This window comes from Mesorhizobium huakuii (assembly GCF_030160235.1).
Lineage (GTDB): Bacteria > Pseudomonadota > Alphaproteobacteria > Rhizobiales > Rhizobiaceae > Mesorhizobium > Mesorhizobium huakuii.
The window spans coordinates 21,243-43,014 of the sequence record NZ_BSNY01000045.1 but is presented as its reverse complement, the minus strand read 5'-3'; the positions used below and the strand labels follow the sequence as shown (position 1 = coordinate 43,014).

Here is a 21,772-nt window from a genome sequence, read left to right as displayed (position 1 = left end):
GTGCCGAGGTCTCAATCGAGCGCATATCGATGTCCGCCTTCACCGGCTCAACCGCGGAGCTGGATACGCTGGCGGATCTGCTGGTAGATTTGAATCTCGGCTTCGTGTGCGACCTGCACGACGATGGCAAACCGTTGGCGGTCGAGCTCCGTCGCCCACCCGGCTTCGCATCGAACGACGATGTAATAACGATCGCCGTAGTTCGAAATGTCGGTCTTGAATGTCGCAGTAGCCGACTGGAGCGTGCTCTTCTCCCTCGATTGCGGCCCGGGGACCATCTTGCACTGGAAACGATTTGCGATGTCGGGGACCGCCTCTTCGCGTGGCCGGCGGCGATAGTGTTCCGAAATCAGCGCCGGCTCGCATCCCCGCACAAGGCGGAAACTCATACCGACGCCGGCATAGTCGTTGCGACTGTGACGGACCGGCGGATCGTACGCGAGCGAAATACGAATCCTGCGCCGGCCATTGGTGCTCTGAAATAGTGCTGGGACCGGCAGCTCATAGATGGCGAAATGATCCATAGCCAGCTCGTCTTCCGCATAGAGCACGACGCGTGCGTCATCGGAGAATGCGGCGTGCTCAAGATTGATTTGCCCGTAACCACACACGTTCCGGATGGCGTCCTCTCCCAACGGCGACAAACGCTGGTGTGCAGCCTCAGGCACAGTCGCCGAGGTAGCAAGCAGTGCGCGCACGAGGTTGGCCGACGCCTCTGGAAACCGGGACAGCACCTGCGCTGCCTTGAAGGCGACGATCGGCGCTGCATAGGAGGTGCCCGAGCCGCTGGTGATCAATTGCTCAATCGGGCGATGATGAAGCGTCAGCAGACCGGCGCTCGCGACGTCGCGGCCGTCGCGCAGTCTCTGAACGAGAGGGTCGACAATCATCGTACCGCCGAGATCTATGAAATCCGGCTTGACCGACCCTTCCACTCCGGGCCCGACCCGGGTAAATGGGGACGGCTCGCCGTCCTGCGTGATGGGCCGCACCGCAACCTCTGCGCCGAGCCTCGCATCGAGCCCGTTGCCATGTGCGAGGGACCCGACCGTCACAACGTTGATGGCGCCGCCGGGCTCAAAAAGCCGATTGCCTTCTTCGGTTAGGTAGCGGGGATACTCCGTCACGGCCTGTTCGATCCTGTTGCCGGCACGCGGGGCACGGTTGCCGGCCGAGACGACGATCACAACATCGAGCTCGCGCGCGAGTTCATCCAGTGTCGCGGCCCAGGTTCCGACTTTCCCACCGTCATAGACGCGCTTGCGGTCGGCCAGCGCGATGACAAACAGCCGGCATCCAAATCGAGCGTGAAGCGCAATGACCGCTTCTCGCATCTGAGAGGGCACCAGTCGCCGCTCATCGAAATTGCCGCGTTCGTTGACGACCTTGGCGGAACAAAGACGCGCCGCGCGCGCGAGGGCACCGCCGGCAAGCTGAGCTCGAAGATCTCCGAATACAGCCACGCCGCCGACGCGCGTTCCATGCCCCCATTCGTCGGCAGTGCCCAGACGTTCGGGAACGCCGATCGCGCCCACGAGGATGTCCTCGATTAGGGGATGATCATTGACGCCGCTGTCGATCACGCCGATGAGCGGCGCGTCTTCACCGACCGGCCCACGCTCCGGCAGCTCGCCGAGTTCGAGGCGCATGGCTTCTGTAGTTGCCACGTCCGGGGACGGCGGAAGGTCGATGGACGCGACGTCCTCCAGCGACAGCAACGATCGAAAAACCTCTCCGCTGGCGCGGATCCGCGCCATGGTGATCGACGGCCCGATATACTCGTCGAGCCATTCGCCGCCGCGAGCGACCACATAGGCTTCGATGTCGCCAAGTTTACTCTGACGTAGGTCACGTCGGCCGAGATCCCAGAGCTCCAGATCGGCGACCAACTCACCGACGGCGTCGAAATCTTCGGGCCCGGTGTAGCCCTCTTCCCTCAGGCGCACCCCAATCCGGTCTCTCGGATCGACCGTCCCAACCGATGCAATCGAGGCGACGAAGTTCGCATATGGAGCGCCCGCCTGGCCAGCGGGAATAGGACCGCCATAGGCATCGATCCGCGCCCGGAAGTCACGCAACTCGTCGTTTGACGAAAAGAGGACAAGAGTTCGGTCGGCGTCGCTCGATAGCACCGTTAAGCCTAGAGCCTCCCAGTCGCTTTCGAGCAGCGAACCCGTCATTCGGACGCGAAGGATCAGGGATGGATTGACCGTCCCAGGAGGCCGCCGACGCTGCTGAACCGCGACCGCATCGTTGAGCTCCTCGGTGATCCGGCGGCTGTGATAAGGACGGTCGCGCTCCGGTGCTGCACCAAAGCCCGGGCGCTTGCGGCGTTCGAGTTGCTCCGGCAGCCTTGCGAGCTGCAAATGGTCGTACCGGGCCATTAATGCGGCCTCCTACGACTGGCTGGTGAGGCGCGACCGACCCGCTCTGCGACGCTGTTCGTCGAGGATGGCGGCGTTGAAATCCCGCTCCCTGACGTCCTTGCGCTTTTCGATGACCGCCGACTTTATCGCCTGGATGCAGACGCGCTCGATCTCCGCGTAGGATAACCCGATCAGTTCACCAGCCTTCGTTCCGACATCGAAGGCCGTCGACACATTTCGGAATTTTGTGCGTAGGTAGCGGCCGATCAGCTGCTCATCGGGCTTGTCGAACCAGATCACCTCGTCGAACCGCCGCCAGATCGCGCTGTCGAGAGCGTGGTCCAGGTTTGTCGCAGCGATCAGGAAGCCCTGGGGTCTGAGGCGGTCGATGAACAGGAGCAGGCTATTGACGACGCGCCGGAGCTCGTTGTGCTCGCTTGAATCATCGCGAGACCGCGCCAATGCGTCGAACTCGTCGAGAAAAAGAACACAAGGCTGCTTTCGAGCGAAGTCGAAGATCTTCCGAAGATTGCTCGCGGTTTCCCCAAGATAGGAGGAAATCAGCTGGTCGAGTTTGACGGCAAACATCGGCAGGCCGAGCTCAGCGGCGAAAACCTCCGCCGATACGGTCTTTCCGCAACCGGGCGGGCCGCAAAACAGGAGCTTTGACCGAACAGGCAGACCCTTGCGCCGGATTTCCTCAGCCCGTCGGAATTCCTTGAGGAGACCGATGAAGACACGGGTGTTGGAAGCGCTGAGCACGACGTCTTTGGTTGTATGCGTCGGCTCGACACGCTCGACAAAATCCTTGGCGGCATCCGGAAACGGGATGAGTGGCGCGAGCGATTTCATGGACCTGGGCCCGCTCGGCGAAGGACCGTTCTCGAGGGTCTTGCGAAGAGTGCGTGCGAGAACCTTGTTGTTCTTCTTCTCTTCCTCGACGATTATCTGCTCAGCAACCGCACGAAACTCATCGTCGCGGCCATAGCTCGCCAGCAATTTCTTCATCAATTCACCGCGAGCCATCAGAAATCCTATACTTTGCCCTTGTAAGGCACTTGATAATCGCTCCGTGCTGAGGAACTCCGTCAGAATCGGCCCCATAGTACCTTACTTGGGAATCACTCTGGTCGAAAGCGATTATAGGGCCGTTTCTAATGCGTTGACCGAGTTCGGCGAGCGGTCCTTCATGACCCGACGTCCGTTTTCGCCGTCGGATAAGAACTGCCGCAATGTCCGGAATGGGGGCGCATTACTGCCTTGCAGCCTGATTATTCTGTGACGAATTCGTCGATTTGCAGACCACCGCGCGAAGACGCTAGGTCGGCCCTTGCTCATCGCTCGTAATCGTTATCATTCGAGCGCTGGGTCTTGCGGTCCTGCTCTTCAGCCTGCCGAGTCTTCTGCTTGTTCGCGTCCTTCTGCTTGGCTTTCATCTCCTGCTCGGTGCCGTTGCGCGGCTGCTCCGGCTGGCGGGCATCGTCGCGGGTTGGAAGGTCTCGCCCTCGCGCCTCGCGCTCGGGGATCGGCTCGCCACTGCCACCACCACGGCGCTGCTGCTGCCGCTCGAATTGCAGCCGCGCGAGACGGTCGTGCATCTTGTCGTTGACCTCTTCACGATACTGTTCGAACTGTCCTTGATGCGCCGGCGGCAGCGTCTCGCGCATATTGTCGAGAGCTTGATTGACGCGGGCCATCTGACGCCGCATTTCCAAGGGGGTTTGCGCCATGTTCAAATCTCCTATCAGTGCATTCAATTCTCTCATATCGGGATGGGACAGGAAAGACTTCTGCCCCGTTTGATCAGCTCCGCGACCCGCGGCAGGACCTGGCTGCCCCTCCCCTGCTCGATCGCGTTGGAACTGCAGAAAATTGTTGCCAATCGACTCTGCTGCCGTGAGAGACTGACCGACTACGCCCGCGGTCCGCATCGTCGTCACAGTCTTTTGCCATGCGGCAGCAATTGCATCGCCGTTCACGACAAGGGATTGCCCATCGATACGGCGTTGCCGCTTGGCCTCCACTCGCTCGATCGTCTTGGCGCTGACCCGGTAGCGCGGATCGCTCTGGGCGCGGCTGTAGGCTCCGGCATGCTCCTTCGTGAATGGCCGCGTCATCGCATGATCCATCCGCCGCGTCGCCACCATCGCAATGCCGTTCTCGCGTGCTTTTTCCGCAAAGGTCTCGCGCCAGGCGGCGAGATCCGGCTTGTAGAATTTCAGGCGCTCACCGTCGGCTGACCGTGCTTGCACCATTGCATGGACATGGACGTGCTTGGTGTCCTTGTGATGCGCCAGGACGAACTTGTACCCTGGCGCGCGCTCCTCGAGCACCGCGCGAGCGGCAGCCATCACGGCGTTGGCATCGGTGCCGGCCCTTGCCGAGAAAAGCAGGTGATAGGCATTGCGGCGCTCACGCCCCGAAAACTGCGGGCGCCATTGTTCATAGACCGAAGCGGCCGCCTTGGTGGAATTCTTCACCCCAGGTACAGGCTCGCCATTTGCGTGGCGAACCTGGCTGTGGGTGCGGATGAACTTCTGCAGGAAATATTTCGCCTTGGGTTCACGGCTGACGGCAGCCGTCACCTCTGACTTGGCTGCCACCCCCGCCGCGCCCATAGCCTCAGACAAGCGCTCCTCGATCTTGTCGAGCGCCTTGCTGCGCGAATTCTCCCGACCACCGGCAAGCACCTTGGCGAGCGGTCCGGCCCGCTCATCGGTGTGCGCATATACCTCCACCGCCTGACCATCCTGTGCATAGATGAACGGCTTTGCGCCGAAGGCCTTGTTCAACGCCTCACTCAAGGCGTCGTCGGTGACCTCGCCGGCGAGCTGGAAACGAACCTCGATGAAATTGGTATTTTCCAGCGGCGGTTCGAACGTCTCGCAAAACGTTTCCAGGAACGCCTTTCGTGCACCGCCTGTCGCAAGGACCTGTCCATCCTCGTCAAAAATCTCGATGTCGTGCTTCTCGCCTTTTTCGTCGTCGCGCTTCCCGATGTAATTGAGCAGCCGAGCGGCGGCTTCCCTGGTCGATGGCGGATTGGGCATGACCTTGAACACCGCAGGCTGAGCACCCGCCGCATAGCCTGCCCGCGCCGCCACGGCCCGCGCCTGATAGGCGACCCGCGCCGCTCGCCCTATACCGCTCGCACGAGCCCCACGACGGCCGCCACCACCACCGCGCCGCTTCCAGTCTTCCTCCTCCTCTTCCGGCCGGAAACCGGCGAGCGTGGCGCCATAGACCATGATCGGCACGCTAGCCGCTTTGGGGGGGCTCGCAGCCGCAGTGGACGTCGGCGCCCTGCTAGGCATGGAGCTCCCCGCCACTCCTGTTACTGCCGGCGGCGAACGAGGAGGGTTCCTGCCGCCACTGACTATCGAGCCGGCGTGTCCTTGCACGAGCCGTCCGCCGCCACCGGTCCGCTCATAACTCTTTATCGCCTGAAATTCGCTGGCCTCGCGTCGGGCGCTCGTCGCGGACTTGTCATCGTCCAGCTCCTCACGCTTCCCGCCGGACCCGCCCCGCAGGTAGCGTTCGATTTCGGCCGCATAGCCAGCAAGACGACCGCTCATGGCCTGGCCTCCCTCGCCTTGCGGGACCCGCCAGTCATTGCCTTCAGTTCCTCGCGGAACTGCCGCACCAGGTTGCCCACCGCGATCAACGCCTGCGCAAGATCCTCGTCATGGGCAACCCGGCCGTCGTTCATGGCACGCACGGCCTGATTGAAATTGACGCCGACGCGCCGCAGCTGGTCGGTCATGTCCACGATCGCCGGCCGCAACCCCTCTGACGCGATTGGCAGATGCCCGGCCTCAGCCCGCACCAGACGCCGGACGACCTCGCTGACGGTGACGCCGTCCCGCTCCGCAATGGCTTTGAGGTTGGCCAGCTCGTCAGCCGAAAACCGGATGTGCGTCACCTCGCCGTAGCGTCGTGACGCGCTCTTCAACGCTGCTCTCTGGGCGTCTTCATCCATCTCTCAAGCCCGCTTGCGGGCGCTAAGGCCCGCCAGGGCCGCGCCGCCTATTTTGTGTGTATCACAAAATAGGCTATCCTGCCAAAGAGAAGGAAGAACACCTGCCAACACAAAGAGAAGGAAGAACACCCGCCAACACAAAGAGAAGGAAGAACACCCGTCCCTTTCCACCGAACCCAATTGTCACTGCAAGGGCCCGCAGTTGCCACTGCAGGGGCACGATGTGTCCATCGTGACTTGATGCAATGTGTCTATGGCGCGATGAGGACTTGTTTCCATGTTAACATGGAAACACCGGAGCAGTTCGCCGTCACGAACAACCCACCGGGTTCGATCCTCATTAAAGATAGCAGCCTCGTCATGATGGCACCCCTAGGCGAGCCTTTTTGATGAGCGCCTGGGTTGCCAAACCGGTCTGCCCCGTTGACTATGTCACCAAGTTGCGACCGTGACATTGTGTCCATGATGACTTGTGTCCATGATGACTTGTTTCCAAGTTGACATGGAAACAAGGAGCCAACGCCGGAAGGAGGCCCCCATGATCATCTCCGCTGCGATCCCAAAAGGCGGCACCGGCAAATCGACGATGCTGCGCACCCTCGCATCCGTCGCGCTGCATCGGGGCTATTCGGTCACACTTATTGACGGCGATCGGCGACAGAACATGAACCGCTGGTTCCAGATGCTGGGTGATGCTGGCAATCGCCCCGACAGGCTGCATCTGGTGAGCGCAATGACCCCGCAGGAAATCCTCGACGCGGCAGCCACTCACAACGGCGAGCGCTCCGTCGTCTTGATCGATACGGAAGGCACAACGAACGACAACCTCATGGCCGGGCTCTTCGCGGCCGATATTGTCGTCGTGCCGGTGTACTTTGCCCTCGACGACGTGACCGCCGCCATCCAGATCACCGACCACTACATTCCGCTTGCGGTCGAGAGCCGGGGTAGACCGCTGCCTGCGATATTCGTGCTGACCAAGCAGACCATCATCGATGGCAGGGCCCGAGCCCTGACCGAACTGCGCGCCATCATCCAGGCCAACGGCACGCCGATTGCAGAACACGTCCTGCATAATCGTGTTGCCTACCGCGACCTGCAAACCGGGCAGACCCTTTACAGCCCCGCGGTGCCCGATGCGAAGGCGGTTTCCGAGAGCGAAGGAGTCTTCGACGACCTTCTGCAAACCTTCATCGAGGCCACAAGGAATGCGGCATGAGTGAAGAAACCGTACCGAAGCCCGGTGACGACAAGAAAGCCCGCATGATGAAGGCGATCTCCACGCAGCCCCCGGCGCTGCCGAGCATGTTCATCCCACCGAAGGTCGAAACGTCGGGGACCAAGGAGCAAGCTACGCCACAGATGCTGGAACCGGCAAAGCCGTCCCCGGCAGTTGGGCCCGATTTCCGCAAGCTGCTGCGGCAGGGCCAAAAAAAGGATCCCGTCGCCGGCAAGAAGATTCGCGAGGAGGAGATGATCCGCTGCGGGTACTATCTGACGGCCGTTGAGCAGCGCCAGTTCAAGTTGTTGGCAATCAGCAACGGACACAGCATGACCGAGCTGCTGCGAAAGGCTGTGCAGGATTATATCCGCATTCATAAGCACAAACTGCCGAAGGAATAATCGGCGGTCGGCGTCGCTGTCGTATGCTGTGAAGGCTGATGGTCCTGGCTCTTGGCGACGCGCAAAAAAAGGGCCCGCGACGGAGCACTCCGTCGCGGGCCCTTTGACGTGTTTGCCTAGTTGGTTTGGTTGAGGTGTTTCAGCAGGTCCCCGAGGATGCCGTCCTGGTCCGGACGACCGCTGGCGGCCGCTTTGTCGTCGACCAGCCTTGCGGCCAATTCGGGCGATAGCGGCATGAGATGGTAGCCGTGTGAGATGGCTGCGTGGCGAAGATCCTCGAGCGTTTCGAACGCTCGATCGCGGGTGCCAAGCCAGAGCGCGGGCTCGTCGGTTTCTTCGTGCGGGAACGCTTGCAGGAAGTAGGTCCGAAGCGGTGGATCGTAGCCGATGACCGCGTCTGGATCCGAGCGGACTTTTCCGGTGACGGTGCCAGTAACGGTGATGGTATAGCGGCTCATTGCAACCTCCTTTTGCCGGTGGGGAAGCCGGCCCCTCGAGGGGCCGGCCACCGATGCCTCACTGGGGGTTGTTCCAGAGGATGACCTTCTTGTTTTCCTCGCCGCCGGGGGCGGGAGCGAGATTGCCGAAGATCACGCCGATCTCGGGGGCTTCCAGCTTGACCGAGAGGTATTCCTCGCCCGAACGCTGGGAGATGCGGTGCCAGCCGGCTCCGATTTCGAAGCCCGTGCGCTTGTTAACGATCCGGTAGTCGGGGGCGTCCTCGCGCGACTTGTTGGTGTTCGGGATGAGGGTGATCGGGGCGTTGACCCGGAGCGTGGCAAAGACGCCTTCCATCGAGCCGTCGGCCTTGGTGGTGAGGTTTGCGATCGTGGTGGCCATGGTAGTTCTCCTTCGGTTGCATCGGGACCATTCCCGATGGCGCCAAAGGAGAGGGCCGTCCTGCTGCGGTCATCTCGGCGAAAATTCTGGAAAATTCTATTTGCCGAAAAAGTGCGGGCAGGCCCTTCGCCTGTCCGCAGGCAAAAAACAGAAATCGAATTTTCCTGAATATTCGCCGAGTGTACCCCCAACGGGGGTTGACCGCACAAAGCAGGCGGTCGTCTACAAAGGCGACATGAAACGGGAATGGCCCCGGATGCGGCAGATGGACAAGAACCCAGGCCGCCATCGCTTGACCGCCAAGGCAACGCTGCCGGATCGCCGGATGCTTGCCGTCACCTCCGGGGTCATGTCGCCTGCGTCGTCAACACCTCGAACAGCATCATGGCGCGTGAACCGCCTTGCGTGTTCTGGATGGCGGCACAGCGTTTTCGAGATCGGAGCCGGCTGGCAGCGAACTTCACGCCCCTCGGTAGCAATGCCTCGAAGCCACGATGGATGACCGCGCAAGCCAGGATGTTCGGCACGCTCGCGCCCGCTTCAGATGCGAGACGGGTCAAGATGATCGTCCTGCACAACGCCCCGCGGCTCTGCACGTGGGCCGGTTCGAAAGGGGCTGGCCTCGGCGTTCACATAAGTGGAGTTGGGGGGCGGATCAAGCCTATCGGATCGGACCCGCCGGGCTGTCGGCGGGTCGGCGCGCACATCATCCTGGCAGCGCCAGACGCTCGTCCGGCGTCAGGCGGGCCTCGGCTTGCCGGCGAATGTCCGAACCGGCATGGCGCAGCATCGCACACCAGTCTTCCACGTTGTACGTGGTCGCCACGCTGCCCCTGGCCAGATCGTAAATGACGCACGGCTTGTTCGCGATGGCGAGCCGAAGCATGTTGACGGCTGTGCCGGGTGATGCGCCGTCCCAGACCATCATGCCAAAGTCGGCGCGCCGCGCCATCTCCCGGTCTTTGGCGGCGTGGACAAAGTCCCCTGTGGCGCCCTCGTCAGGAGAAGGGACATGGTAGGCGGCCCAGTCGCCCAGATTGTTGCGGGGTTCCTTGCCGGCATGGAAGACACCGACGTGCTCGTAACCGTAGCCCGCGAGCAGGCCCTGCACCTCGGCATCGGCTCCCGACGCGTCGCTAATCAGCACGCCGTGCTCGGCAGCCACGATTGCGCCTATGCGCGTGATGGCAGGTTCCGGCAGCTCGTATATCTCGCGTGATCCACCTATGAATATCATCGACATCGTGACTTTCCCTTCTCTCCAGCGTCCCCCGCCCCCGCGCCGGCCGCCCTCTCGCTGTGGCCCCGCGCGAGGGATCGTCACCCGAAGGCCGAGACGGCGAAGCCGGCGCGGGGAGCGGCGGGACGCCGCGACTAGAGCCCGGCCGGCCGCGGGCCGGCGCGCCCAGACCCTGCCGCTGCTGGAGGCGCTAGCGCGCGTGGAGCTAGTGGCCGTTGTCGGCCAGCCAGAGGCTCACGTCCTGGATCGAGCGCATCAGGATAGACGGGTTGTCCCGCGACGGGACAAAACCCCAGCTCTGCCAGTAGCGCTCGGCCTCGGCGTCGATCGCCCGCACCACCACCGCGCGGCCGCCGACGATGTCGGCGCCGGCGACGCAGCGATGCAGCGCGTCCTTGACCAGGCCGCTGCCGATGCCTTGTCCGGCATAGCGGTGGTCGACGGCGAGTTGTCCAATCAGCAGGCAGGGGATCGGATCGGGGGGCCGTCCGGTGCGGATGGCGCGCGGTGCGCTGTTTGGCTGGATCACGCCCGGCGCGAGGCCGTAATAGCCGACGACTGTTCCCTCGTCGTGAACGACCAGGACGCGGGTAAACCCGCGGGCCTGGTTCGTTCGCGCGAAGCCGGCCAGCCAAGCGTTGAGCGCCGGCTTGCCGCAATCGAAGCTGTCGAGGCGGTGCGCGTCGTCGAGAAGTTCGATGCCTGAAAGCGCCACCTAGCGGTTCCAGGGCGGGGACCGACGCAGCCGCTCGGCCGCCTTCGGCGGGGGCGCAGCGGCGGGGGCTGAGATCGCCTGCATGAAGGCGTCATAGGCTTCCGGGGACACGCGGATGACGGTTTCGTTGAGGATGGCCGCCTGCGCCTCGTGGATTGCCGCGCGCCGCACGAACTCGGTGCGCGACAGGCCAAGCAGCTCCGCGCCGCGGTCGATGATGGTGAGATCATCGTCGCGAAACCGCATCGAGACGGGTGTTTCCTTCCTGGTGGCTGTGGTGGCCATGGCGCGCTCCTGTGATGCGGACGTATATACGTCTATGTAACGCGGAACGCAATACAGGTTGCGGAGGGTGCAGTGCTTCGCGCGCGGATTTGGTGAGCTTCGCGCGGGCCGAACCCGACTGCGCCCGGTCGGGTTCGATGGACGGTTGCGAGGAAAGCGGCGCTTCACGCGCCGCCCTCCGCGAACCGCCAGACGGGGATGCCGAGCCGACGGGCCTTGTCGGCTAGGTTGTCGGTGATGCCGGAACCGGGAAAGACGATCAGGCCGTAGGGCACCACCGAGAGAAGCTGGTCGTTGCGGCGGAAAGGAGCGGCCTTGGCGTGACGGTTCCAGTCCGGCTTGAAGGCGATCTGGGTGACCTTGCGGTTCTCGGCCCAGCAGGCGGCGATACGTTCGGCGCCGCGCGGGCTGCCGCCGTGGAGCAGGACCATGTCGGGATGCTTCTCGCGGGCCTTGTCGAGCGCGTCCCAGATCCGGTCGTGATCGTTGCAGTCGAGGCCGCCGGCGAAGGCGATCTTGGTGCCGGCCGGGACCAGCACCTCGGTTTCGGCGTGGCGGCGGGCTGCGAGGAAGTCTCTGGAGTCGATGACCGCCGCGGTCATCGCCTGGTGACTGACCTTGGAGCCGGTGCGTGGCCGCCATGCCGATCCGGTCTGTGCCTCGTAGAGGTCGGCGGCCTCATCGCGCATGATTTCGAGGACATTGCGGCGCTCGATATAGGTGATGCCCTCGGCCGTGAGCCGTTCCAGCTCGACCGACTTCACCTCGGAACCGTCCTGCTCCTGCTGGCTCGAACGCTGCGCCTCCTCGTTGCGGTCGAGGCTGCGGGCGACGCGCTCGGCGGCACGGTGGAAGACGTTTGCGAAGGACCAGAGCAGGTCATCGAGATCGGGTTCGAGCCTGGTGTCGCCGAGCATGCCGGCGAAGGTCTCGACGATCCCGGCAAGCCCGGCCCGGATCACCTCGTCGTCGGGAAGTGGCCGAGCATCAGGGTCGTCCTGATGCGGACGATGGCCGTACATCTGCAGTTCGAGGATGACGCGATCGGTCGGCGAGGAGGCGTGGTAGGGCTCGTGGGCGTCGTCGAAAGGAAGTTCGTAGGTCATGGCGTGTCTCCGTCGGTTGTTGCCGCGCCCATCGCGGCCTGACAGCGAAACCCGGCCGCGCACCGGGCGCGGCCGCACCGAAGGCCGTAGCAAAGCGGAGGACGGCGCAGCCGTTGCGGCCGTGACCGGTGGGTGGCAGGGGTCGCCTCTCGGACAGGCCGCGGGCGCGGCCTCTCCGGTGGACTGCCGCCATGCAAGGAGGCCTTCGGGTGACGCCACCCCCGCCCGCCTGCCGGCTCGGGCCGTTCATCCCGGAGGCAGGAAGAGAGGGACATCCTCCCGGACGAGCTGATCGCTGAGCCATGCGGCGAGATGGGCGGGGCCGAGATGACGCAGATCGTCGTTGAAGTCGCCGAGCTGCGGCCGCAACACCAGGGCGAGGATCCCGACCTGGCCTGCGCGCTGGCTGAGACGCTCGATGCCGTGCCGGCCGGCGGCGTCGGCATCGGCTGCGATATAGAGGCGACGGCAGCCGGGCGGCAAGATCAGGCCGGCGAGGTGATTGGCCGAGGTGGCGGCGGCCGCCGGCATTGCCGGCATCACCGTACGCAGCGAGGCCATCGTCTCGAACCCTTCGCCGGCGGCCATGACCGGGACGGGCGCACCGGGCTGGTGGCCTAGCCAGATGCCGTTGCCAAGGAGGTCGCCCAGTGAGCGGCGTGGATCAGTGAATTGCGCCTTGCCCTGACCCGAAGGATCAAGCCAGGTGCGTTGCAGGCCGGTGACCTGCCCATCGAGGCTGGTGACAGCTGCGATCAGCGCAGGCAGGACCTGCGTCTCGCCGGTCACGAGGTCCCTGTAGTAGCAGCCTGGGTGGAAGCGCAGGGCGCGCTCATGCGTGGAAAGCAGGATGCCGCGGTCGGCAAGATAACGTTCGGCCAGCGTACCGGCAATCGGCTGCGACAGGGCGAACAGGCGACGCGCGGCGTCAGGGGAGCCGCGCGCCGCGGCAGGTTGGCGCTGCGGGCCAAGGGGCTGGGGCTGGGGCGGTGGCAGCGGCATGGAGAGGAAGCGACGTGCTTCATCCGCGACCTCGCGGAAGTCGACCAGACCACAGCTCTGCTTGATGACGTCGAGCAGGTCGCCATATTCCCCCGACGACTCGTCGACCCATTTTCCGGCTGCCTTGCCGCCAACCGCCTTGAGCCGCACATGCATTGAACGGCCGCGCGTGTTGCGGACATCGCCGACCATCCAGTAATTGCCGCAGCGATGGCCGTTGGAGAGATATTCGCGGCACACCTCCTCGGCATGTTCGCCAAGGCGGCGCGCCAGATCGGAAGCCGAGCCGGTCACGATCGCCTCCCCTCAAGCCGCTGCCGCACGGTCGGTGACCCCAACCAGTGTATGGCGCTCGAGAAGGGAGGCGAGGATGGCGGACCCCAGCGCGGACGTCGGGATGAACAGCCGGAGCTTCCAGGAGATGATTTCGGAGATCAGGCCGAGCGCCTTCAGCCGCGGCACCATCGCATCGGTGAAGCCGATCAGCTCGACACGGTAGTCGTTCATAACGCGGCTGCGGCGCAGGACCAGGCCGTCGGCAAGCTGCAGCCCGATGCGCCCGTCGATCACGCCGGCCCACGCATCATCGGCGGATAGCGAAGGAACATGGTCGACACCAAGATTGCGCAGCATGGTCGCGACCTGCGTCGGTGCGATGTGACGGCCGATGATGCGTTCGCCGGCATCGGTCTGGATCCGGTAAACCTGACAATCATGATCCGGCAAGCGCCGCCAGATCGGCAACAGCAGACCCGTCACGATATGAAAGGTGCTGGTGGTGAACTCCGGGACGGCGGCGACTTCTGTCTGCCACAGGTCGCAGAACAGTTTTCTGTCGGCCGGCTGCCAGTGGGTTTCGGCAAGGGCGTCGAGACCGAAGCGCAGCTCGTCCGTCGGCCGCAGCAGGCGCACGCGGTGCTCTATCGTGCCGTCGTCGAGCATCAGGCTCGCCGTCGGCAGCTGGATCGCCGCTCGGTTCGACCGCGTGTTGACCAGCAGGACCGATTGCAGCTCCGCGCGGGCGATCGCCAGCGCATCGACCAGACCGAGCGGTCGGATACGGTCCGTGCGCGCGACGGTCAGCACATGCGACTGCGCGCCCGAGACCGGATGCGTGTAGACGGTGCGACGATCGGTGACGACGATGCTCTCCGCCGCAATCGTCTCCAGACCTCTGTCATAGGAGCCGGCAGCGATCGCGCCCTCGACCTTCGCCGTCATCAGTTGCTCGAACACTTCGAACAGCAGGTTCTGGGTCTCGATCCGCAGCGCCAGCAGGCGGTTGAGCCAGGTCGTGATCGGCGGCAGCTCGTCGCGTAACCCGCCCTCGTCGGTGGTCAGCGACAGACCCGTGACGGTCTCGAAGGTCGTCAGCGAACACCCTTCGATCTTGCCCTGATGCAGCAGCAAGTAGAATTGGCGAAGCGCGGCCCGCGCGTAGGGGCTTTCGAGATTGTCTTCGGCACGGAACAGCCCTGCTCCACCCGTCTGGCGCTGGCCGCGTGTGATGGCGCCCAGCGTGTCCAGCCGTCGTGCTATCGTCGATAGGAAGCGCTTGCCTGCCTTCACATTGGCGGCCATCGGCCGGAACAAGGGCGGTCGCTTCTGATTGGTGCGGTGGGTCCGTCCGAGACCCTGGATGGCGTTGTCGGCGCGCCAGCCGGCTTCGAGCAGATAGTGCTTGCGCAGCCTCTGGTTTCGCGCCCCGAGATCAGCGTGGTAGGAGCGACCGGTGCCGCCGGCGTCCGAAAAAATCAGGACGCGCTTATCGTCATCCATAAAACTCTGGGTCTCAGCGAGATTGGCCGAGCCAGGGCGGTTCTCGACGGTCAGCCGGTCGATACCATCGCGGCCGGTCTTCTTGACGATGCGGCGCGAGCGGCCCGTCACCTCGGCGACGACATCCGTTCCGAAATGGTGGAGGATCTGGTCGAGCGCGCTGCCAACCGGCGGCAGCGAGGCGAGTTTTTCCATCATCTCGTCGCGCCGGCGAACGGCCTCCCGGCACTGGACGGGATTGCCATCCTCGTCGTGGACAGGTCGAGAATAGAGATTGCCTTCCGCATCCGAATATTCCGCGAACAACTGCGTGGGGAAGGAGTGCATCAAGTACCCGCCGACGTACTCGCGCGGGGTCACGTCGCAATGGAGATCCGACCATTCCTCGGTCGGGATCTCGGCAAGGCGTCGTTCCATCAGCGCTTCGCCGGTCGAGACGAGCTGCATGACCGCCGAATGACCGTCGGCAAGGTCCTGCTCGATCGCGCCGATCAGGGTCGGCGTCATCATCGAGGTGATGAGATGGCTGAAGAAGCGCTGCTTCGTGCTTTCGAAAGCCGACCTCGCTGCCGACTTGGCGCTGCGGTTCAGCGTGCCGGCCTCGCTGGTGATGTTGGCCGCGTCGAGTGCGGCGGTCAGGTTGTTGTGGATGACCTGGAATGCGTCCGCATAGGCATTGTAGATGCGGATCTGCTCCTCGGTCAGCGCGTGCTCGAGCAGGTCGTATTCGACACCGTCATAGGAAAGCGAACGCGCTGTATAGAGACCGAGCGATTTGAGATCGCGGGCGAGCACTTCCATGGCCGCGACACCGCCATCCTCGATCGCGGCGACGAATTCGGCGCGGTTGGCGAATGGAAAGTCCTCGCTGCCCCAGATGCCGAGACGCTGCGCATAGGCCAGGTTCTCGACCGCGGTCGCACCGGTCGCGGAGACGTAGACGACGCGCCCGTCGGGAAGGGCGTGCTGCAGCCGCAAGCCTGCCCTGCCCTGCTGCGACGGGGCGACGTCGCCGCGCTCGCCTTTGCCGCCGGCGGCATTCGCCATGGCGTGCGCCTCATCGAAGACGATGACGCCGTCAAAGTCCTTCCCGACCCAGTCGAGGATCTGGGCGATCCGGGATTTCTTGCCGTCGCGCTCCTGTGAGCGCAGGGTGGCGTAGGTCGTGAACAGGATGCCTTCGGCAAGGCGGATCGGCGTGCCCTGCCGATAGCGCGACAGCGGCTGGACGAGAAGTTTTTCCTGACCAAGTGCCGCCCAATCGCGCTGAGCGTCTTCCAAGAGCTTGTCCGACTTGGAAATCCAGATCGCGCGGCGCCGCCCCTGCAGCCAATTGTCGAGGATGATGCCGGCGACTTGCCGTCCCTTGCCGCATCCGGTTCCGTCACCCAAAAACCAACCACGACGGAAGCGGACGGCGTTCGCGGCACCTTCTGGCGCGACCGAGACGACATCGCAAGTCTCGTCAACCGTCCAGGCGCCGGTGAGATAACCGGAATGGGCTTCGCCCGAATAGATAACGCTTTCAAGCTGGGCATCCGACAGCAGGCCCTCGTCGATGATCGCATCAGGAAGAAGCGGCCGATAGGAAGGTTTTGGCGGCGCGACCGCTGCCATGGCGGCCGATTGTACCAGCGGCGTCGGATGCGGTTTTGCGCGGGGAATGTCGATCGACTGGAGCGCGTAGGGTTCGTAGATCGTGTCGGTGAGCCGGCCGCCCTCTTCCGGCATCCAGTCGCGCAGCTCATAGGCAAGCGCGACGCCAGACGTGCCGCTTGCCGTGACGGGGCGGGCGGGCTTTGCCCGGGCAACCGGCCGGGTTGGCCGGACAGTCTGAGGAGTCGGTGTGGTTGCGGCGGGTGTAGCTCTCGCTGCCGATCGAGTGGCGGCCATTTGCATCGCGGCATTGCGCAGGATGCCGTTCGACAGTCCGCCGATCGAGTCCGGAAAGCCGCCCGGTCTGCGAGGCGGCAGATCGGATATCCAGGCGAGGAGCGTCCTGACATCCATAGCCTTGCCGCGCGACGGGACGAAGCCGGTGGGGTCGGTAGCAGGAGCTTTGTCGATGATGGTCAAGCGGGTCTCGGCCGTTGTCCCATGGCGGGCGTAGACACGGCCGTCGATTGCTGCGGTGAAGATGATGGTGCCCTTCTGCTGCAGCCGTTCGAAGGAGGGGCGCCATTTGGTGTTTTCGGGAGACAGCCCGGTGCCTGTGATGGCGACCAGGCGCCCGCCGGCGCGCAGGCGTGCGAATGCGGAAGAGAGATGCCGCCATGCCGCATCGGCGACATGGCCGTCGACATAAGCGCCGACGCTGAAGGGTGGATTCATCAGCACGACAGACGGCTTCATAGCCGCGTCGAGATGATCGTCGACATGGGCGGCGTCGTGCCGTGAGACGCAATACCGTGGAAACAGCAGGCCGAGGAGATCGGCTCGCGTCGCGGCAAGCTCGTTGAGGGCGATCGAGGCGCGCGCCATCTCGGCATGGACGGCGAGCAGGCCAGTGCCGGCGGAGGGTTCGAGTACGAGGTCGCAAGATGCGATCGCCGCGGCGTTCGCCGTGACGAAAGCCAGCGGCAAGGGCGTGGAGAGCTGCTGCATGGCCTGGCTCTCGTCGGAGCGCCGTGTGTGGGTGGGAAGAAGATCCGCGATGCGCGTCATCATGGCCAACGCTGATTGCGGCGTGGTGGACCGCGACAGGATCGCAGGGCCGAACCGGCGCAAGAACAGCACCTGGGCGACTTCGAGCGCCTCATAGGCGTCCTTCCAGACCCAGAACCCCTGAGCATCGCTGCCGCCAAAACTCGTCGTCATGGCGGTGCGCAGTGCGGCGGCGGTGACAGGCTCGCCCCGCTTGAGAAAAGGCAAAAGCAGTATTCCCGCCTGATGGATCGGCTGGGCGTTGTTGACGGCGTCGTGTGCCGGCGCGGCGAGGGATGCCGCCGTCCGGGCGATCGATGTGGTCGAAACGATGTTCATGGAGATGTCCTTCGCGAGAGGGGGAGCGGAACCCGCGCCGGCACTCTCTCCGCGCCAGCCGGGCCACACTTTTCCCGGCTCTCCTCTGCCTCTGGCGCCGATGCACCAAAGGGGTTGCGCTCTGCGGAAAGCCAGACTTGAATGCGCGCACACGGATGCGGCGGCGACCTGGAGCTGTGGAGGGGATGCGACGTTTCAAAATTGGCAGTGCGGTCTACGAGGAGGGAGCGCCTGACCTGCAGGCGGCGCTGGCGGACGCCTATGCCCGCAGCGAGCGTCCGCTATGCCTGTGCCGCGAGCCGGGCTGCCCAATGTACATCGCCCGCATCGGCGACCTTCATCTGATCAAGCGCATGCCGCTGAGCGGCGGCGGCCATGATCCATCCTGTGATTCCTATGAAGCACCTTACGAACTGTCCGGCCTGGGCGCACTCGTGGGTGGCGCGATACAGCTCGATCCGCAAAGCGGCATGGCGGCCCTCAAGTTGGACTTCAGCCTGTCGAAGACGGGGAGCCGGGCAGCCTCGGTGCCTGCGGGCCAGAGCTCCGCCAGTGTAACCACCGACCCCCGGAGGATGTCGCTGCGTGGCCTGCTTCATTATCTCTGGCACGAAGCCGAATTGACGGTCTGGACATCCCGGTGGGCCGGCAAGCGACATTGGTGGAATGTCCGCTGGCATCTGCTCGAGGCTGCCGGGCAAATGACGGTGAGAGGCGGATCGCTCGCGGATATCCTGTTCGTGCCCGAGCCATTTCGCGCCGAGAACAAGCAAGCCATCGAGCAGCGTCGCAACGCAGTTCTCGGCACGGCGCTCCCGCCGAAATCCGGTCCACGAAAGTTGCTCGTCCTGGTCGGCGAGGTGAAGGAGATCGTGCCGGCCCGCTCCGGTCAGAAGCTCGTCATCAGACATTTGCCCGGCTTTCCCTTCATGATCGACGATGCACTGCATCGCCGCTTGCAGGCGCGTTTCGAGAAAGAATTGTCGCTGTGGGCAGCGGATTCCAGCTCGCATCTCATGACGATCGCGACGTTCGGACTGAACCCGGCCGGCCTCGCCATTGTCGAGGAGGTCGCGTTGATGGTGGTCTCCGAGAACTGGATTCCCTACGAGACGGTCCCGGAGAAAAGGCTCGTCGATGGGCTCGCCCGCCTTCTCGAGAAGAGCGTGAAGGGGTTGCGCTTTGACCTGCAACCCGACCAGCCGATCGCCAATGCGTTGCTTCACAACAGGGACGAGCCGATCGCGCTCTTTGTCGTTCCGGCCGGAGCGGACCAGAACTACGAAGCGTCGCTCGACGAAATGATCGCCGCGCGACCGGGGATCGGCTCCTGGGTGTGGCGGGTCGGCGAAGGCGATATGCCGCCGCTACCGCTCTGAGTGTCGGCGGAATTTCCAGCGATGCTCACGATGCCTTAGGCTAGGCCCAGCTTCTTCTTGAGCTCGGCATTTTCCTTGCGCAGACGGTCGGCAAGCAGGTTCTTAAGGCGCTTGTTTTCTTCTTCGAGCGCGACAAGATCACGGAGATCGCCGCTGTCTGAAGAAGGTGCGGCAGCCCTCTTCCAATAATAGTAGGTCTGCTCGGATATGCCGGCCTGGCCGACCGCAATCTTGCTGGTCGCGCCGGCAGCGATCGATTTCTCGATCTGGGCAAGCTTCTGGGCGCGTTCATTCTCGGAATATGTCTTGCGGGCGGTCTTCGCTGCCACGGGAGCCTTTGCGGCTGGGGGCGCAGGTTTCGCTCCGTTCTTGCGGGCCGGCTTTACGAGCTCTGTCTTCGCTTTCTTTGCTCGCGGGCCTTTCTTCTTCGATTCAGGCACTTCCACTTTGGCTGGGGCTACTGTCGTCTGAACAGTCTGAGCGTCCTGAAAATCGGCCATCATATACTCCGCTAGTGGTTTATCCCCTTCTTCAGCATCAAGGGGTCTTATACTGAAGTCAATGACCTGGGAATTTGGGAACTGAGCAGCATGAGCCGGCTGTGACATCTCCGTGGCAATTTTGGACAGGTCAAGATCGCCCCAGATCGAATGGCTTGGCTTCTGCTTACCGCGCCTCTGTTTCAGTTCCACGATGAATGGCCGGATCTGGCGCTTCATAGTCTGTTCCTTGATGTGAGCATGACTTGCTAGCCAAGTCGCAGTTTGGGTTAGCGAGTACCCGACCTATCATATCGCTTTCGCCGTGCTTTATCGGAGAAGCCCCGCAACGAGCAAGCGGTGTGTCATAGGCCCAGGGGCATTCGGCTCAATCAACGGGGGCAAACATGCCTACCGAGAGAGAGCTGCCTCATACACGCGATGCTCAGGCGTCTAGCCGGCGGAGGGCGATGACTGTGCACAATCCGGCTGGAGCGATTGCAATCCTTATATTCTTGGGAACTAATCTTCTCATGGCGGCGGATGAGCTGGACGCGCTTGTTTTCGGGATGGCGGTCGACAGCGTTCGTGCGCTTTCTGTTCCTTTCGCGGAAAAAGTCGCGGAAGTCGCCCACAGAAGCCTGGGCGTTGTGCTTTTTAATTTGCGCATCGATGGCGACATGGAACTTCAGCGCGTCGCCGCCATCCGGTATCCAAGCAATCAGACAGGGGTTCTGGTGCTGGATAAGCAGGGCTTGTTGACCAGCCATTGCATGGTCAATGGCACTTTCTCCAGCTTTATCGCTCCGTTGGAGGACTGGAACACGCTGCCGCTCGCAGCGCAGGCCAGGACGAGTATCGCCGGCCCGGCCAGCCTGTTCATCGGCGCTTTACGCAATGCCGGATACCTCCCGCGTGGCAGGCACTGACCCCAAGTTTTGCGGAGGACCGGATGCTTGTATCCTCGGGGCAGTTGGCCATACGGTCTCGCATGTCCCTACAGCTTGAGGAAGGGCCGTACGCGGGTGCATCCACTGAGCGAAAGTCGGTCACCGTGATGGAGAGACGCTTCGCCGCCGAAGCGCGGTTCTTATAGATGCCCATCGTCGCCTTCCTTCGTCAGCTCCGACGCAATCGCACTTTGGACAGGAATTCGTCGATCTCGAGATCCGACAGATCATCGAGCAGCCTGAAGGCAGCATCATGCCTTCCGTCGTTCACGAGAATCGTGCGTTTGCCGCGATGTTCGGCCCACCCGGTCTCGGGGTCTGCGTTGCGATGCCGGGAGTGTCTTTGTGACGGCTGAACAGTTGAAACATCTGCTCGCGGGTGGCAACGCCGTCGAGCACCTTCCTGAAGGGTGGATGTGCGGCCATGGTGTCTCCTGAACGCAGCTCGGCCACGCGCGGCATTACCGCGCCATGGCAACTGCTTGCTGTGTTGTGGCTGTCGACTGGCCGAGCCCGCGGTCGGCGCGTGCACCGGCGATGATGGGGTTTGCAGGGTTCAGGCGGCGCGTCGTTCGGAGGACCGCGAAGCGTCTCGACCAACCCCGGTGATGGCACGGACGGCGGCGGCGAGCGCCGGGATCTCGTCGAGCATGCCGAGTGCAACGAAGTGGTTGGCCCCGCCGGTATAGTCCTTGCGGCCCTTGCAGGTGCGGATCAGGATGCCGTGACCTGAGGACAGACCGAACTGACCGACCTGAATGTAGGCGTGGTCATGGTGCAGGGTAATTTCACCGGAAACGGCGATGCCCGCCCTGTTGGAGCGCAGGTCGAAGCTCCCCTGCGGCAGGGCAAGTTCGGCGGCCAGTTTCTTCAGCCGTGAACGGGCTGTCTTGTGGAAACGTCTCTTCTGCTGCTCGTCATAGGAGCAGCTTCTTTTCCAATCGAACATGTGAATCTCCATGAAACGAAAGCGCCCGGGATTGCTGTGGCGATCCCGGGCTTGAAAGTGAGTTGGAACTGAAATGGGTCCGGCCGCGATGCCGGACC

At 63.4% G+C, this 21,772-nt stretch carries 20 protein-coding genes; 4 read left to right on the top strand and 16 right to left on the bottom strand.

The features are described 5' to 3' along the window. Nucleotides 1-47 precede the first annotated feature (47 nt). From QQK95_RS22090 to QQK95_RS22075, 4 genes are all read right to left on the bottom strand, one after another. On the bottom strand, nucleotides 48-2,384 hold the full coding sequence (locus tag QQK95_RS22090) for a S8 family peptidase (RefSeq protein WP_038654437.1): 2,337 nt from the start codon (nucleotides 2,382-2,384) through the stop codon (nucleotides 48-50). Nucleotides 2,385-2,396: 12 nt separating this feature from the next. Further along, nucleotides 2,397-3,392 (bottom strand): AAA family ATPase, encoded by a 996-nt coding sequence (locus tag QQK95_RS22085; RefSeq protein ID WP_038654434.1) that lies wholly within the window; start codon nucleotides 3,390-3,392, stop codon nucleotides 2,397-2,399. A gap of 308 nt (nucleotides 3,393-3,700) precedes the next feature. After that, a complete protein-coding gene (locus tag QQK95_RS22080; protein WP_084791816.1) occupies nucleotides 3,701-5,941 on the bottom strand; it encodes a relaxase/mobilization nuclease domain-containing protein in 2,241 nt (746 codons plus the stop codon). Further along, a complete protein-coding gene (locus QQK95_RS22075; protein WP_143019561.1) occupies nucleotides 5,938-6,345 on the bottom strand; it encodes a MobC family plasmid mobilization relaxosome protein in 408 nt (135 codons plus the stop codon). The genes QQK95_RS22080 and QQK95_RS22075 overlap by 4 nt, the downstream gene beginning before the upstream one ends. Before the next feature lie 538 nt (nucleotides 6,346-6,883). Here QQK95_RS22075 and QQK95_RS22070 point away from each other — a divergent pair. After that, a complete protein-coding gene (locus tag QQK95_RS22070) occupies nucleotides 6,884-7,564 on the top strand; it encodes a ParA family protein (RefSeq protein WP_038654423.1) in 681 nt (226 codons plus the stop codon). After that, nucleotides 7,561-7,968 (top strand): hypothetical protein, encoded by a 408-nt coding sequence (locus QQK95_RS22065; protein ID WP_038654420.1) that lies wholly within the window; start codon nucleotides 7,561-7,563, stop codon nucleotides 7,966-7,968. The genes QQK95_RS22070 and QQK95_RS22065 overlap by 4 nt, the downstream gene beginning before the upstream one ends. 116 nt (nucleotides 7,969-8,084) lie before the next feature. On the opposite strand, the gene QQK95_RS22060 is transcribed toward QQK95_RS22065, so the two are convergent. The 9 genes from QQK95_RS22060 to QQK95_RS22020 all read right to left on the bottom strand — a co-directional run bounded on the left by QQK95_RS22060 (nucleotide 8,085) and on the right by QQK95_RS22020 (nucleotide 17,917). Beyond that, entirely contained in the window at nucleotides 8,085-8,426 is a 342-nt protein-coding gene (locus QQK95_RS22060; protein ID WP_038654417.1) for a hypothetical protein, read from the bottom strand. Between the two features lie 58 nt (nucleotides 8,427-8,484). Continuing rightward, entirely contained in the window at nucleotides 8,485-8,808 is a 324-nt protein-coding gene (locus tag QQK95_RS22055; protein ID WP_006205585.1) for a DUF736 domain-containing protein, read from the bottom strand. A 347-nt stretch (nucleotides 8,809-9,155) separates the two neighbouring features. Continuing rightward, the gene (locus QQK95_RS22050) at nucleotides 9,156-9,368 is read right to left on the bottom strand and encodes a hypothetical protein (RefSeq protein WP_143019563.1); all 213 of its coding nucleotides are present in this window, start codon (nucleotides 9,366-9,368) and stop codon (nucleotides 9,156-9,158) included. A gap of 146 nt (nucleotides 9,369-9,514) precedes the next feature. Beyond that, nucleotides 9,515-10,051 carry a hypothetical protein gene (locus QQK95_RS22045; RefSeq protein WP_038654685.1) on the bottom strand — a complete coding sequence of 179 codons (537 nt, stop codon included), beginning with the start codon at nucleotides 10,049-10,051 and terminating at the stop codon, nucleotides 9,515-9,517. A 202-nt stretch (nucleotides 10,052-10,253) separates the two neighbouring features. Next, nucleotides 10,254-10,763: a GNAT family N-acetyltransferase gene (locus QQK95_RS22040; protein WP_091586053.1), complete on the bottom strand. Its 510-nt coding sequence runs from the start codon at nucleotides 10,761-10,763 to the stop codon at nucleotides 10,254-10,256. Next, complete coding sequence (locus tag QQK95_RS22035) at nucleotides 10,764-11,048, bottom strand: type II toxin-antitoxin system TacA family antitoxin (protein WP_091586055.1); 285 nt, start codon at nucleotides 11,046-11,048, stop codon at nucleotides 10,764-10,766. 164 nt (nucleotides 11,049-11,212) lie between these two features. After that, entirely contained in the window at nucleotides 11,213-12,154 is a 942-nt protein-coding gene (locus tag QQK95_RS22030) for a DUF2493 domain-containing protein (protein ID WP_091586057.1), read from the bottom strand. A 246-nt stretch (nucleotides 12,155-12,400) separates the two neighbouring features. Continuing rightward, complete coding sequence (locus QQK95_RS22025) at nucleotides 12,401-13,450, bottom strand: DUF7146 domain-containing protein (RefSeq protein WP_038654409.1); 1,050 nt, start codon at nucleotides 13,448-13,450, stop codon at nucleotides 12,401-12,403. Nucleotides 13,451-13,462: 12 nt separating this feature from the next. Further along, a complete protein-coding gene (locus QQK95_RS22020; protein ID WP_038654406.1) occupies nucleotides 13,463-17,917 on the bottom strand; it encodes a strawberry notch family protein in 4,455 nt (1,484 codons plus the stop codon). Nucleotides 17,918-18,102: 185 nt separating this feature from the next. Here QQK95_RS22020 and QQK95_RS22015 point away from each other — a divergent pair, with 185 nt between their 5' ends. Then, nucleotides 18,103-19,296, top strand: coding sequence for a DUF1173 domain-containing protein (locus tag QQK95_RS22015; RefSeq protein WP_038654404.1), 1,194 nt, complete (start codon nucleotides 18,103-18,105; stop codon nucleotides 19,294-19,296). A 35-nt stretch (nucleotides 19,297-19,331) separates the two neighbouring features. On the opposite strand, the gene QQK95_RS22010 is transcribed toward QQK95_RS22015, so the two are convergent. After that, complete coding sequence (locus QQK95_RS22010) at nucleotides 19,332-20,015, bottom strand: transposase (protein ID WP_322791224.1); 684 nt, start codon at nucleotides 20,013-20,015, stop codon at nucleotides 19,332-19,334. Nucleotides 20,016-20,308: 293 nt separating this feature from the next. Between QQK95_RS22010 and QQK95_RS22005 the strand changes: the two genes are divergently transcribed. Further along, nucleotides 20,309-20,704 (top strand): hypothetical protein, encoded by a 396-nt coding sequence (locus tag QQK95_RS22005; RefSeq protein ID WP_038654673.1) that lies wholly within the window; start codon nucleotides 20,309-20,311, stop codon nucleotides 20,702-20,704. Nucleotides 20,705-20,992: 288 nt separating this feature from the next. On the opposite strand, the gene QQK95_RS22000 is transcribed toward QQK95_RS22005, so the two are convergent. Continuing rightward, on the bottom strand, nucleotides 20,993-21,151 hold the full coding sequence (locus QQK95_RS22000) for a DUF1419 domain-containing protein (RefSeq protein WP_240565203.1): 159 nt from the start codon (nucleotides 21,149-21,151) through the stop codon (nucleotides 20,993-20,995). A gap of 130 nt (nucleotides 21,152-21,281) precedes the next feature. Then, a complete protein-coding gene (locus QQK95_RS21995) occupies nucleotides 21,282-21,674 on the bottom strand; it encodes a hypothetical protein (RefSeq protein WP_167365321.1) in 393 nt (130 codons plus the stop codon). Nucleotides 21,675-21,772 lie beyond the last annotated feature (98 nt).

Coding starts and splice junctions, on each gene's coding strand:
- QQK95_RS22090 (WP_038654437.1), bottom strand. CDS start 2,384: ATGGCCCGGTACGACCATTTGCAGCTCGCAAGGCTGCCGGAGCAACTC.
- QQK95_RS22085 (WP_038654434.1), bottom strand. CDS start 3,392: ATGGCTCGCGGTGAATTGATGAAGAAATTGCTGGCGAGCTATGGCCGC.
- QQK95_RS22080 (WP_084791816.1), bottom strand. CDS start 5,941: ATGAGCGGTCGTCTTGCTGGCTATGCGGCCGAAATCGAACGCTACCTG.
- QQK95_RS22075 (WP_143019561.1), bottom strand. CDS start 6,345: ATGGATGAAGACGCCCAGAGAGCAGCGTTGAAGAGCGCGTCACGACGC.
- QQK95_RS22070 (WP_038654423.1), top strand. CDS start 6,884: ATGATCATCTCCGCTGCGATCCCAAAAGGCGGCACCGGCAAATCGACG.
- QQK95_RS22065 (WP_038654420.1), top strand. CDS start 7,561: ATGAGTGAAGAAACCGTACCGAAGCCCGGTGACGACAAGAAAGCCCGC.
- QQK95_RS22060 (WP_038654417.1), bottom strand. CDS start 8,426: ATGAGCCGCTATACCATCACCGTTACTGGCACCGTCACCGGAAAAGTC.
- QQK95_RS22055 (WP_006205585.1), bottom strand. CDS start 8,808: ATGGCCACCACGATCGCAAACCTCACCACCAAGGCCGACGGCTCGATG.
- QQK95_RS22045 (WP_038654685.1), bottom strand. CDS start 10,051: ATGTCGATGATATTCATAGGTGGATCACGCGAGATATACGAGCTGCCG.
- QQK95_RS22035 (WP_091586055.1), bottom strand. CDS start 11,048: ATGGCCACCACAGCCACCAGGAAGGAAACACCCGTCTCGATGCGGTTT.
- QQK95_RS22030 (WP_091586057.1), bottom strand. CDS start 12,154: ATGACCTACGAACTTCCTTTCGACGACGCCCACGAGCCCTACCACGCC.
- QQK95_RS22020 (WP_038654406.1), bottom strand. CDS start 17,917: ATGAACATCGTTTCGACCACATCGATCGCCCGGACGGCGGCATCCCTC.
- QQK95_RS22015 (WP_038654404.1), top strand. CDS start 18,103: ATGCGACGTTTCAAAATTGGCAGTGCGGTCTACGAGGAGGGAGCGCCT.
- QQK95_RS22010 (WP_322791224.1), bottom strand. CDS start 20,015: ATGAAGCGCCAGATCCGGCCATTCATCGTGGAACTGAAACAGAGGCGC.
- QQK95_RS22005 (WP_038654673.1), top strand. CDS start 20,309: ATGGCGGCGGATGAGCTGGACGCGCTTGTTTTCGGGATGGCGGTCGAC.
- QQK95_RS22000 (WP_240565203.1), bottom strand. CDS start 21,151: ATGGCCGCACATCCACCCTTCAGGAAGGTGCTCGACGGCGTTGCCACC.
- QQK95_RS21995 (WP_167365321.1), bottom strand. CDS start 21,674: ATGTTCGATTGGAAAAGAAGCTGCTCCTATGACGAGCAGCAGAAGAGA.